The sequence below is a fragment of the Tsukamurella conjunctivitidis genome, from assembly GCF_007858475.1.
GTDB classification, from domain to species: domain Bacteria; phylum Actinomycetota; class Actinomycetes; order Mycobacteriales; family Mycobacteriaceae; genus Tsukamurella; species Tsukamurella conjunctivitidis.
Map to the genome: position 1 here is coordinate 15,017 of NZ_VIGX01000019.1, position 12,844 is coordinate 27,860.

Consider the following 12,844-nt stretch of genomic DNA (forward strand, 5'->3'; position numbering starts at 1 on the left):
ACTGAATGGACCAGCGGGATGTAATGTAGATCACGGCCGAGGAGGAGGGCAAGGGAATGGCCACGAACAGTGTGGTTTCTGCGTTCAAGGTGCTCGAAGCGGTGGCGCGGATGCAGCCGGTGGGGTTGTCCGAACTCGCGCGTGCGGTGGATCTGCCCAAGAGCACGACGCAACGGTGCCTGCTCACGCTGCACGAGGTGGGGTGGCTGGCGCCGACCGAGAGCAGTCCGCCGCGCTGGCAGATGACCTACCGGGCGATCGCGGTGTGCGGTCGGGCCGGCGTGGGGCGCGGACTGCGCGACGTGGCGATCGCCACGATGAACGAGCTGCAGCTCGCGACGACGGAGACCGTGCATCTGTGCGCACCCGACGGCGATTCGCTGGTGCTCATCGAGCGTCTCGACACCTCGCACCCGCTCCGCGCGTTCCTGCCGCTGGGCGAGCGGATCTCCTTGCACGCCAGCGCTACCGGGCTCGCCTACCTGTCCGCGTGCGCCCCGGAGACCGTCGACGCGTATCTGGCCGGCCCGCTCGTCGCGTCGACTCCGGACTCGATCACCGATCCCGCGCGGCTGCGTACCGTCCTCGCCGGGGTGACCGAGCGGGGGTACTCGACGAACGTCGGCGGGTTGTCCGTGGGGATCAGCTCGATCGGCGCCCCGATCCTCGACCACGGCGGCACGCCGGTGGGTGCGATCTCGGTCTCCGGGCCGAGCAGCCGGCTCGTCGAGGACCGCTTCGACGAGCTGGGACCGCAGGTCGCGGGAGCCGCCGCCCGCATCGGACAGCTCCTCCACTGACCGGTGGTCCGTCCCGGCCGGATCGCACCCGGGAGGCGGCTCAGCGGACGCGAAGGCCTTTCGGGGTGCGCGCGAAGCCCGCGGCGGTGAGTGCCCCGGCCAGCGGGGACGTCAGGGCGGGGGCGCCGTCGATCTTCTCGACGGTCAGGCCGCCGAGCCGCGGCGCGGCACTCGCCAGCGCAGCGAGCGCGGGTTCCGGTGCGTCCGTGAAGGTCAGGAGGGTGCGGCCGCCCCGCTCGACGAAGAGGGCGAGTGCGCCGTCGACCAGAACGACGAGTGCCCCGGCCTTGCGCCCGGGACGCGCACCGTCGTCGCCGCGGTCGGGCCAGGGCAGCGCCGCGCCGTACGGGTTGGCGGGGTCGGTGGCGGCGAGCACGAACGCGGAGGTCTCGCCGCGCTGCTCGGCCCGCTCGAGCGCGGTCGCCGCGTCGCGCAGCGCGTCGACGGTGCCGCCCCGCGCGAACTGGGCCGCACCGAGCCGCTCGATGAAGTAGCCGCGGCGCGCCTTCCCGGACTCCTCGAAGGCGGCAAGGGTGCGGTAGATCCGCGCGAAGCCGCCCTCGACGTGCTCGGCCATCACCGCGCCGCGGGTCACCACGCCGTACCTCTCCAGCAGTTGCTCTGCCAGCGCGGCGGACTGCTCCGTGGCGCTCGCCTCCGCCGGCGCGGGAGGCAACGACCATCGCCCTGCGACCATCGGCGGCGCCTGGTCCACCGCCACGCGGAAGCGCGCGCGGGGCGCGCGCCGTGGGGTGCGGTGTGCGGTCGCGCGCCGGCCTCCGGCGAGCAGCGCCCGTACCGGCGCGAAGGTGTCGCCCGTGAGCCGGCCCGCCCACACCAGATCCCACAGCGCCTCCGGGGTGGCGCCGGTGAGCTGGCGGTAGAAGTACGCGCCGCCGCCGCGGACCACGTCCTCGATCGCTGCGTGTGCGTCGGTGGTGTCGAGCGGTCCGGGCGGCGGCAGAGTGAGCGGTGCGAGATCCGCGGGGTGGAAGGCGATCCAGCCGTCCTGCGCGCCGATCGCGCCGTGCCCGGTCCACACCACCTCGCCGGTGCCGGTGAGCTCGTCGAGCATCGCGGGGGAGTAGTCGGTGACGCGCTGCGGCAGCACCACGGACTCCCACGCGGAGGCGGGGATCGGGACTCCGGCGAGCTGGTCGACCACGGCAGCGACACCGTCGATGCCGCGCAGCGGGGCCGTGAGGTGGTGCCAGCCCGCGAGGAACTCGGCGTAGGCGCGCTCGGGCACCGGCTCCACGTCCTGCCGGAGCCGGGCGAGGCTGCGCTGGCGGATCCGGCGCAAGACGTCCGTCTCGCAGAACTGCGGCACACCGTCGACGCCCGCGTCGGCCCCCTCCGGGACGAACCGGCCCTCGATCACGCGGCGCGCCGCGACCAGTTCGGCGAGCGGGCGCTGCACCACCGCGACGCCCAGGCCGTAGCGTGCGGCGACCTCGGCGGCGGTGAACGGGCCGTGCCGGCGGGCGTACCGGGCGACCAGGTCCCCGACGGGATCGGGCACGGCGGCGGTGAACGCCGATGCGATGCCCGGCTGCAGGGGCACGCCCAGGCCGTCGCGCAGCCGCGCCGCATCCTCGACGGCGGCGATCCACCCGTCGCCGTACTCGAAGACGCGGCCGGCGGCGAGCAGCTCGTCCACAGCGGTGGGCGCGTCGTCGGACCGTTCGTCGATCTCGGCCCGGGTGAGCGGGCCCAGCTCCCGGATGAGGTCCGACACCTGCTCGACGGTGCGTGCCCGGTAGCCCGGTGCCGTGCGCTGCACCTGCGCGGCGATCTCCTGCAGGATCTCGGCGTCGAGCAATTCGGTCAGCTCGACCCTGCCGAGAAGCTGGGAGAGCACCGCCGGATCCAGGCTGAGCACCGCCGCGCGCCGCTCGGCGAGCGGCGCATCGCCCTCGTACATGAACGCGCCGACGTAACTGAACAGGAGCGACGCCGCGAACGGCGACGGTGCGGGTGTCTCGACCTCGGCGAGGCGGACGGAGCGGGAGTCGAGGGCGCGGTGCACGGCGATCAGCTCCGGCACGTCGTAGACGTCCTGCAGGCACTCGCGGACGGCCTCGAGCACGATCGGGAACTGCGGGTAGCCCCGCGCCACCTCGAGCAACTGGCTCGCGCGCTGGCGCTGCTGCCACAGCGGGGCGCGCTTGCCCGGGTCCCGGCGGGGCAGGAGCAGGGCGCGCGCGGCGCACTCGCGGAACCGGGAGGCGAACAGCGCGCTGGACCCGACGGCGTCGGTGACCAGCGCGTCGATCTCGTCGGGCTCGAACCGGAAGAGCTCGGCGCCGGGCGGGGTGTCGTCGGTGTCGGGCAGGCGGACCAGGATCCCGTCGTCCGTGGCGGTGACGGCGCCGGACAGCCCGAGGGTGGCGTTCAGGCGGGCGCCGATCGCGAGAGCCCAGGGCGCGTGCACCTTCATGCCGAGGGGCGAGTGCAGGGCGATCCGCCAGTCGCCGAGCTCGTCGCGGAACCGCTCGACGACCAGCGTGCGGTCGGTGGGGAGCACGCCGGTGGCCCGCTGCTGCTCGTCGAGGAGGGCGACGAGGTTGTCGCCGGCCCACTCGCCGAGACCCACCGCCTGCGCCCGCGCGCGCTGGGCCGGTCCGTCGAGCGCCGTGAACTCGCGCGTGAACCGGCCGATGGCGCGGCCCAGCTCGGCGGGGCGACCCACGGTGTCGCCGATCCAGAAGGGCAGGCGCCCGGGCTGCCCGAACGCGGGGGAGACGAGCACGCGGTCGTGCGTGATCTCCTCGATCCTCCAACTGGTGGCGCCGAGGGCGAAGACATCGCCCACACGGGACTCGTAGACCATCTCCTCGTCGAGTTCGCCGACGCGGGAGGCCTTCTCGCCCACCATGAAGACACCGAACAGGCCGCGGTCGGGGATGGCGCCGCCGGAGGTGACGGCGAGCCGTCCCGCGCCGGGCCGACCGGTGAGCGTGCCGGCGTCCCGGTCCCAGACCACGCGCGGCCGCAGCTCGCCGAAGTCCTCCGCGGGGTAGCGGCCGGAGATCAGGTCGAGCACGGCCTCGTACGCCGAATCCGGCAGTGCCGCATAGGGATGGGCGCGGCGCACCAGGGCGAGCCAGTCGTGCACATCGAGTTGATCCATGGCCGCGGCGGCGATGGTCTGCTGGGCCAGCACGTCGAGCGGATTGCGGGGCACCACCAGCTTCTCGATCGCGCCCTCGCGCATGCGCTGCACGGTGACGGTGCTGTGCAGCAGGTCGGTGCGGTGCTTCGGGAAGAAGACGCCGCGGCTGGGCTCGCCCACCTGGTGGCCGGCGCGGCCCACGCGCTGCAGCCCCGCGGCCACCGACGGCGGCGCCTCCACCTGGATCACCAGATCCACCGCGCCCATGTCGATCCCGAGCTCCAGGCTGGACGTGGCGACCACGCAGCGGAGCCGGCCCGACTTCAGGTCGTCCTCGATGATCGCGCGCTGCTCCTTGCTCACGGAGCCGTGATGCGCCCGCGCGAGCACGGCCTCCGCGCCGTGCGTCTGGCCGCTGGCCAACAGCTGAGCCGGGGCGCCGCCCGCGACGGCGGGGTTCGGCGGGCCGGAGTGCACTGCGGCCGCGAGCTCGTTGATCCGGGCGGTGAGCCGCTCCGCGAGCCGGCGGGAGTTGGCGAAGACGATGGTGGAGCGGTGCTGCTCGATCAGTTCGACGATCGACGACTCGACGTGCGGCCACAGTGACCCCTGCTGCACCGGCTCGTCGGGATCGTCGGACACCACGTCCAGCTCCGTCATGTCCGGCACGGGCACCGTGACGGTGAGCTCGAACTCCTTCTGCGAGGGCGGGCGCACCACCGTGGCGGGGCGTGGCCCGCCCAGGAAGGCCGCGACCTCCGCCGCCGGTTCGACGGTGGCCGACAGCCCGATCCGCTGGGCCGGCTCGTCCAGCAGCTCGTCGAGCCGCTCGAGCGAGAGTGCCAGGTGCGTGCCGCGCTTGGTGCCGGCGACGGCGTGCACCTCGTCGACGATCACGGTGTGCACCTGCGCCAGGGTCTCGCGGGCCTGCGAGGTGAGCATGAGGAACAGCGACTCGGGCGTGGTGATGAGGATGTCCGGCGGCGTGCGGACGAGTTGCCGCCGCTGCTGGGCGGGGGTATCGCCGGAGCGCACGCCGACGGTGACGGCGGGGGCCGGGTCGCCGCGCCGCTCGCGCACGCGGGCGATCCCGGCGAGCGGCGCGCGCAGGTTGCGCTCCACGTCGACCGCGAGGGCCTTGAGCGGGGAGACGTAGAGGACGGACGTGCCCCGCGGACCGTCGGAGTCCGACGGCGCGGGGCGGTCCGCGAGCCGGTCCAGGGCCCAGAGGAACGCCGAGAGCGTCTTGCCCGAGCCGGTGGGGGCGACGACCAGGGTGTTGTTCCCCTGCGCGATCGAGCGCCAGGCGCCGGCCTGCGCCGCGGTGGGTGCGGTGAAGGACGCGGTGAACCATTCGGCGGTGGCGGGCGTGAACGCCCGGAGGGCGTCCGGCATGGGTTCATCATGGCTCAGACCACCGACACCGGGAGTGCCGCGGAGGTCGCACCGCGACACGCCAGTGGCTGTTGTTGTCTGTGTGACTCCTGTGATTCATGATGTTTGGAGGTACGGACCTAAGGAGCACGAATGATCACGCACGTCTCGTCGAACAGCCACCGTCGCGCCTGGTTCCGGGGCGCCGTCGCCGCGGCGGCCGTCGCGGTGGGGATCAGCGGCGCCATGACCGCCGTCGCCAAGGCCGACCAGCAGGTGGGCCGCTTCCTCGTCAAGGGGCAGATCGAGGTCTCCTACTTCGCGACCGGCGGGGCCCCCACGTGGGGCGTACCCCTCATCCCCGAGAGCAACGCCGGGCGTGGTGGCAAGTTCCAGACGTTCAAGAACCAGGCCTCGTTCTACTGGCACCCCAGCGCCGACGGCGGCAATGCGCATCAGATCGGCGGCGCGATCCGCGCCAAGTGGGGGGAGAACCGCTGGGAGAACGGCCCGCTCGGCTACCCGATCACCGATGAGCTGCAGTCCCGTGGCACCTTCAACGCCGTCACCGGCGCGATGAACGCCTTCCAGGGCGGCGTGATCTACTGGTCGCCCGCGTCCGGCGCGTGGCCGGTGTGGGGCGAGATCCTGGTGAAGTGGAGCGCCGACAAGCGCGAGTCCGGCAAGTACGGCTACCCGACGGGGCCCGAGGTCCGTACCGGCAGCTCCTTCTCGCAGACCTTCCAGCGCGGCGTGATCACCTGGCCGTGACGGCGGGGGCCACCCCTCCGACCGGATAGGCCGCGGCCCGTTCGTCGGCCCGGCGCGGGGCCGCGCGGGCGTTCCTACGCTCGGAGGATGATCGATGTGCTCGCCCCGCAGCGGCCCGGAACCTGGTCGGAAGGAACGGTGACCGTCTCCCGTTCGGGCCGACCCGACGGTGCCCTCCTCGCCGTCGAGCGCGCCGGCGGGCGGGTGCACCTGCGGCACCGGCTCCGGCCCGAGCACCTGCGCGACTCCCTCGCGGCACGCCTCGCCGCGATCGCGGCACCCCCCACCGTCGACGAGTTCGAGCGACTCGTGGTCGGGGCCGTGCGCAGCACCGTCGACGTGCCGCACGAGGCCTGGCTGACGTACTACCGCAACTCCCTCGCCGACCTCGAATCCGGCTGCACCCCTTTCGCTCCCGTCCACGAGCGCGCTGAGGAGCTACTCGTGGGCGAGTCGTTGCTCGATCTCGGCTCCTGCTTCGGCTTCTTCGCGCTGCGCGCCGCCCGCCGCGGGTGGCGCGTCACGGCCTCGGACCTGTGCCCCGGCACCATGGCGCTGCTCGCGCGGGTCGCGCCCGACCTGGGCGCACCGCTGCGCACCGTCGCCGGAGACGCGGCCGCGACCGGCCTGCCCGACGGTTACGCGGACACCGTCACCGCCCTGCACCTCCTCGAACACGTGCCGCCCGCGGCCGGGCGCGCGATCCTCGCCGAGGCGGTGCGGCTGACCCGTCGCCGGGTGATCGTCGCTGTGCCCTACGAGGACGAGCCCGACGCGCGGTACGGGCACGTGCGGACCTTCACGGCGACGACGCTGCGTGAGCTCGGCGCCGCGACCGGCCTCGCCTTCGCGGTCACCGAGCACCACGGCGGGTGGCTCGTGGTCGACCGGTGACGCCGCCTAGATGATCCCGCGCTTGCTGGCCTCGTACGCGGCCTCGGTGCGGCGGCTCACGCCCAGCTTGCGCAGCAGATTGCTCACGTGGAACTTCACGGTCGTGGGAGAGATGAACAGCTGCTCGCCGATCCGGGTGTTGGAGTGGCCCTTCGCCAGCAGGCGCAGCACCTCCAGCTCGCGAGCGGTGAGCGTGTCGTCGGGCGCTCCACCCGCCAGCGTCCTCACCACGGCGACCGCGGTGCGCGAGTCGAAGGCGCTCTGCCCCCGGGTCACCGAACGGATGGCGCTCACCAGCTCCGTGGTGTCCACGTCCTTGACGACGTAGCCGCGCGCGCCGGCCTGGACCGCCTCGACCACGAGCCGCTCGTCGAGGAAGGTCGTGAGCACGAGCAGCCCGATCTCCGGGTGCGCGGCCGTGAGATCCCGGCACAGGCTCAGGCCCTCCAGCTCCGAGCCGCCCGATAGCTTCAGGTCGATCACCATCACGTCGGGCCGCACGTGCTCCGCCACCGCGCGGGCCTCGGCGCGCGACACCGCCTCCCCCACGACTTCCAGATCGGGCTCGCGCTCCAGCACCGACCGCAGCCCTTGCCGCAGGATCGCGTGGTCGTCGACCAGCACCAGCCGCGACCGCTCCGCCGTCCGCTCCCGGGTCTCCGTCACGACTCCTCCTCCGCCGGTAGTGCCACCTGTACGCGGACCCCGCCGATCCGCGACCGCCGGATCGACAGCCGCCCACCGCATTCGGCGGCGCGCGCCGCCATGTTCGCGAGCCCGCGACCGTGGCCGTCGAGATCGCGCTCCCGGCTGGCCGCGAGCGCGGTGCGCAGGGCGGCGGGATCGCCGGTGCCGTCGTCGTCGACGGCGAGCTCGACGACGTCCGGTCCGTAGCGCAGCGAGACCACAGCGCGGCTCGCGCCCGCGTGGACCGCGACGTTGAAGAGGGCCTCGCCCGCGATCCGCAGCAGCGCGTGCTCGACGGCCGCGCGCAACTCCCGGGCCTCGCCGCGCACCCGGACCGAAACGGTCAGCTCGTCGGGCTCGTGCACCACGCCGAGGCGGCGCAGCATCTCGGGCAGCGCCGCGTCCTCGTGGTCGTGGCTGTTGCCCAGCGTGTAGATCGCGGCGCGCAGCTGCTCCACGCCGCGCCGCGTCATCTCCTTGGCGAGGTCGAGCCGCTCGGCGCGTTCGGCAGCCGGGATGTCGCTGCGGCACACCTCGATCTGCATGCCCGCGGAGAGCACGGCCTGGGTGACGCTGTCGTGGAGTTCGCGGGCGATGCGGTGGCGCTCGTCGTCGAGGACGCGCTGCCGCTGGGCCACGCCGAGCTCGCGCTGCGTGCTGACGAGCTCGGCGTTGCGCACCGCGAGGTCGGCGGCGGTCCGGCGGGCCTGGGCGTGCGCCTGCTCCGACCGCGTCAGCAGCGTCGCGATGCCCTCGTACAGCGCCGCGTTGTGCAGTGCGACCGCGGTCTGGCTCGCCAGGATGCTCAGCACGGCGGCGTCGGTGCCGTCCAGCTCGCGTCCCTCGGGCACCCAGGCGGCGATCGCGCCGACCACGGCACCGTCGAGCACGAGGGGCACGAAGGCGTGCCGGCCCTCGAGCGACGTGCGGTCCGAGACCGTGGCGGGGTCCCGGATCCGTTCGAGGCAGTCGACCACCTCGTACGGGAGGGGCGGGCCGGTCACCCGGTCCACGAGGTAGGGGATGCCGTCCGGGCCGAGCACGAGGCGCCGCATGCCCGCGGCTGTGAGGCGGCCGTCGGTGAGCGCGAAGACCACCCAGTCGGCACGCAGGTGCTCCCGCGCCACCTCCGCGACCGAGCACACCAGTGTCTCCGGCCCCTCGACGGTCCGCACCAGGGCGCCCGCGATGAGGTCCAGCGCGTGCAGGACGCGCTCCGCGCGCTCGACCGCTCCCCGGTACTGCGGGTAGTAGCTGCTCTTGCCCGACCGGAGCCCGGTGAGCGCGGCGAGGTCCGACTCGGCGGTCACATCGCCGCCCGGAACAGCTCGGTGATCTCGCCGACCGTCGCGGCCCGCGGGTTCGTGGTCATGCACGAGTCCTCGAGGCTCTGCGCCGCCAGCCGGGGGAGGACGTCCTCGGGGACGCCCAGTTCCGACAGTCCCCGCGGGACGCCGACCTCCCGCGCCAGCTCCTCCACCCGGTCGGCCACGGCGGCGGCCGCCTCCACGGGCGGCGCGTGCTGCGCGTCGAGGCCCATCCCGGCGGCGATCGCCACGTAGGGCGCGGGGTCGGCGGCCGCGTTGAACCGCACGACGTGCGGCAACAGGATGCCGTTGATCACCCCGTGCGGCTTGTCCAACAGCCCGCCCACCTGGTGGCTCATCGCGTGCGCGGCCCCGAGGATCGCGTTGGTGAAGGCCATCCCCGCCTCCAGGCTGGCCTGCGCCATCACCAGGCGGGCGGAGATGCTGCGGGGGTCCGCCATGCTGGCGGTGAGCGACTCGGAGACCAGGCCCACTGCCCGCAGCGCGTGGTGATCGGTGAGCGGGTTGTGGGCCAGTGAGACGTACGCCTCCACGCCGTGCGTGAGCGCGTCGAGGCCGCTCGCGGCGCCCAGCCACTCCGGCATCGTGGTCAGCAGCCGCGGGTCGATGACGGTGACGTCGGGCACCAGGGCCCGGCCCAGGATGGTGACCTTGGTGGCCCGCTCGGTGTCGGTGACGATGCAGAACTGGGAGACGTCGGCGCCGGTGCCCGCGGTCGTGGGCACCATGACGGTCGGCGGGATGGGGCGGGTCACCCGGTCCACGCCCACATAGTCCAGGATTCCTCCGCCGTTGGTGGCGAGGATCGCCACGCCCTTCGCCGCGTCCATGACCGAGCCGCCGCCGATCCCGAGCACCACGTCGCAGCCGGCCTCGGCATATCGCTCGAAGGCCGCGGCGACCTCGTGGTCCTTCGGATTCGGCGTCACGGCGCTGAAGACCTCGGGCCGCAGGCAAGCGTCGCGCAGGTGCCCGAGGAGCTCGTCGACCCAGCCGGCCTCGATCAGCCCCGGGTCGGTCACCAGCAGTGGGCGGACCGCGCCGAGGCGGACCGCCGCGTGCGCGGCCTCGCCGAGGGAGTCGACGCCGAAGACGATCTCCGGGGCGTGGAACTTGACGGTCCGCGGCACCTCGCGCGAGACCAACGGCACCATCGCGGTGCGGTGATCGAGATCGTTCGCGGCGCGATCATCGAGGTGGGTCACGGGGCTGCTCCTCACCGGATCGATGTGACCCATGTTACGTCAGCCCGGGAGGCCGGCGGCGGGCCGTTCGCAGGGGCGGGTACCTGCCCGATCGGGTAGGTAGGCCGTCAGCGCAGCGCGTTCCCGAGCTCCGCCGCCCGCTCGATCAGCTGGTCCGCGTCGCGCGCCGTGACCACTGCGTCGCAGTGCTCGCGGTACGCGGGCATCGCGCACGTCGCCTGCGCCCAGTACCGCTCCGGCTCCGGTGTGATCCACGCCAGCCGGTGCACGCGTCGCCGCAGCTCCGCGAGGTCGCCGGCGCCGTCGGGCAGGCCGCCCGAGCGCCCGTCGCCGACGATGAGGACCGACGTGCGCCGGGTGAGGCCGGCGGGCGCCGCGAGGAGCTCCGCGAAGACCCGCCCGTAGTCGCTGGACGCCTCGAGGTCGATCTCCGGGTCGGCCAGGACCTGCGCGAGGGCGTCGTCGCCCGCGCCGGGCAGCAGGGCCTCGGTCACGTTCACGGGGCGGTCGACGAAGCCGTAGACCTCGCACCGGGCGGTGCGCCGCCGGATCGACTGCGCGAGGCGCAGGACGAACGCGGTCACCGGGCGCACCGACAGCGAGACGTCCGCGAGGATCAGCAGGCGCAGCCGGTCGGGGCGGGGCACGCGGGTCGCGAGGCGGAACGGGACGCCGTCCGTGCGCTGCGCCGTCCGGGCGGTCGCGCGCAGGTCGAGCCGCCCGTGGCCGTGGTAGCGCACCCGCTCCCGCGGCGCCCCGCGCATGCGGCGCAGCACCTCGTGCACCGCGAGCTCCAGCTCGGCGTGGGGCCGCGATTCGACCTCGCCCGGCGGCCCGGGCGGGACCGGGCCCGCCGCGGCCAGGGCCTCGACGAAGGCGCTCAGCGCCGCCGCCAGCCGGTCGGCGGTGGCCTGCGTCAGCTCCTGCTCCGGCCCGGCGTCGGCGTACACCCGGCTCGGGTCGTGGCGGTCCAGCCACGCCAGGATCGCCGCCGGATCGTCCCAGCGCAGCGTGCCGGACGCGGCCATCGCGGCACCGTCGGACAGCGCCCCGACCTCGGCGGTCCCGGCCCGCGCCACGTCGAGGGTGTAGTTCACGCCGCGGCGACCCCCGTCCTCCCCGGAGACGGCGAGCTCGCCGTCCGCCGCCGACGTCACCGAGAAGTCGTCGTCGTCCTTGTGCGGGTTGAAGCCCTCCTCGGCCTCCGGGGTGTCCACGACGAGATCCCCGACCTCCGCCGCCCGCTCGTTGTAGTCGGCGTAGCGGCCCACCTCCCCGTCGGGATCGAGGACGAGGTCGTCGGGCAGGTCGCCCGTCAGCGCGGCGGGCGCCGGCGTCCGGTCCGGGGCGTCGACGGTGCCGGGGGCGGCGGCGAAGAGCTCGGCGAAGGCCGCATCGAACCCGGCGTCCTCGTGCGCGTACTTGACGCAGGTCGCGCGAAGCCCCGCGCCGAGCCGCGCCCGGTCGCGCGCCCCGTACAGCGCGAGCACGCGGCGCACCTCGATCACCTCGGCGGGGGAGGCGCCGACGCCGTGCGCGCGCAGCCGCGCGCCGAAGGCCGCGGCGACGACGTCGAGCAGGCCCGCCGTCTCAGTTGCCGCCACGGCCCCGGCCCCCGTGCCCCCGGAAGACGGCGGTCGTGGTGTTGGCGGGATTGGCCGCCACCGTCGTCCGGTCCGGCCGGCCGGTCGCCTCCGCCGGACCCGACGGTGCGTCGCCGTTCCGCGTGCGCACCAGCTCCACGTCCGTCGAGTACTTCAGGAGCGCGGCGTAGAGCAGCTCGGGGCGCTCGGCGGCCGTGGTGCCGGTGCCGGCCAGGACAGCGGCGATCCGGGCCGCGTCTATCACCTCCGAGATCGACGGGCTCTTGCGCAGCGGCAGGTCCCGCAGCTCGCCCGCGAGCGCGACCACCTCGGCGATCGCGGCGGGTTCCACCTCGGGCGCGCGGGCGGCGACGATGTCGCGCTCGCGCCCGGCGGCGGGGTAGCCGAGGTGGTAGTGCAGGCAGCGGCGCTTGAGGGCGGCGCTGAGTTCGCGGGTATCGTTGGAGGTCAACACGACCCACGGCCGGGTGCGCGCGGTGAAGGTGCCGATCTCCGGCACCGTCACCTGGTTCTCCGCCAGCACCTCGAGCAGCAGTGCCTCCATCGACTCCTCGGTGCGGTCCACCTCGTCGACCAGCAGCACCACCGGCTCCTCGGAGAGGATCGCGGCGAGCAGCGGCCGCGCGGCGAGGAAGGTCTCCGAGTAGAGCCCGAAGTCCTTGGCGACCAGGTGCGCCGACGCCTCCTCCAGGGTGTCGAAGGCCGCCAGTTCGGTACCGATCCGGTCCCGCAGCATCTGCACGTGCAGCAGCTGTCGCGCGTAGTCCCACTCGTAGAGGGCACGGCTGTCGTCGAGGCCCTCGTGGCACTGCAGCCGGATCAGGCGGCGGCCGCCGACCTCCGCCAGGGCCTTCGCCAGCTCGGTCTTGCCGACGCCCGCCGGCCCCTCCAGGAGCAGGGGCCGGCCGAGCACCGTCGCCAGGTGGACCACGGTGGCCAGATCGGGGTCCGCGATGTAGTCCGCGCCGCGCAGCGCCGCCCGCAGCGCGGGCCCATCGGCGAATCCCTTCTCCTCCGTAGGTTTCTCGATCATGGTCACCGTGGTCATGGCCGTCTCCTCCCTGGT

General features: G+C 74.1%; 9 protein-coding genes. 3 read left to right on the forward strand and 6 right to left on the reverse strand.

The window, feature by feature from the left end; all coding sequences use genetic code 11:
- Positions 1 to 56: 56 nt before the first annotated feature.
- Entirely contained in the window at positions 57 to 800 is a 744-nt protein-coding gene (locus tag FK530_RS20745) for an IclR family transcriptional regulator (RefSeq protein WP_146488873.1), read from the forward strand.
- A gap of 40 nt (positions 801 to 840) precedes the next feature.
- Here the strand turns inward: FK530_RS20745 and FK530_RS20750 are convergent, their stop codons facing one another.
- Positions 841 to 5,310 carry an ATP-dependent helicase gene (locus tag FK530_RS20750; protein ID WP_146488874.1) on the reverse strand — a complete coding sequence of 1,490 codons (4,470 nt, stop codon included), beginning with the start codon at positions 5,308 to 5,310 and terminating at the stop codon, positions 841 to 843.
- Between the two features lie 132 nt (positions 5,311 to 5,442).
- On the opposite strand from FK530_RS20750, the gene FK530_RS20755 reads away from it, so the two are divergent.
- On the forward strand, positions 5,443 to 6,060 hold the full coding sequence (locus FK530_RS20755; RefSeq protein ID WP_231706738.1) for an LGFP repeat-containing protein: 618 nt from the start codon (positions 5,443 to 5,445) through the stop codon (positions 6,058 to 6,060).
- A gap of 87 nt (positions 6,061 to 6,147) precedes the next feature.
- Positions 6,148 to 6,954, forward strand: a complete 807-nt coding sequence (mftM, locus tag FK530_RS20760; protein ID WP_146488875.1) for a mycofactocin oligosaccharide methyltransferase MftM — start codon at positions 6,148 to 6,150, stop codon at positions 6,952 to 6,954.
- Positions 6,955 to 6,960: 6 nt separating this feature from the next.
- Here the strand turns inward: mftM and FK530_RS20765 are convergent, their stop codons facing one another.
- The 5 genes from FK530_RS20765 to FK530_RS20785 all read right to left on the reverse strand — a co-directional run bounded on the left by FK530_RS20765 (position 6,961) and on the right by FK530_RS20785 (position 12,826).
- A complete protein-coding gene (locus FK530_RS20765; RefSeq protein ID WP_068522329.1) occupies positions 6,961 to 7,620 on the reverse strand; it encodes a MadR family response regulator transcription factor in 660 nt (219 codons plus the stop codon).
- The gene (locus FK530_RS20770; protein ID WP_146488877.1) at positions 7,617 to 8,951 is read right to left on the reverse strand and encodes a MadS family sensor histidine kinase; all 1,335 of its coding nucleotides are present in this window, start codon (positions 8,949 to 8,951) and stop codon (positions 7,617 to 7,619) included. The genes FK530_RS20765 and FK530_RS20770 overlap by 4 nt, the downstream gene beginning before the upstream one ends.
- Entirely contained in the window at positions 8,948 to 10,123 is a 1,176-nt protein-coding gene (locus tag FK530_RS20775; RefSeq protein WP_146488921.1) for an iron-containing alcohol dehydrogenase, read from the reverse strand. Before FK530_RS20775 ends, FK530_RS20770 begins: the two co-directional genes overlap by 4 nt.
- A 158-nt stretch (positions 10,124 to 10,281) precedes the next feature.
- Positions 10,282 to 11,778: a MadC family VWA domain-containing protein gene (gene madC, locus FK530_RS20780; protein ID WP_231706739.1), complete on the reverse strand. Its 1,497-nt coding sequence runs from the start codon at positions 11,776 to 11,778 to the stop codon at positions 10,282 to 10,284.
- Positions 11,765 to 12,826: a MadB family AAA-type ATPase gene (locus tag FK530_RS20785; protein WP_146488879.1), complete on the reverse strand. Its 1,062-nt coding sequence runs from the start codon at positions 12,824 to 12,826 to the stop codon at positions 11,765 to 11,767. Before FK530_RS20785 ends, madC begins: the two co-directional genes overlap by 14 nt.
- Positions 12,827 to 12,844: the final 18 nt, after the last annotated feature.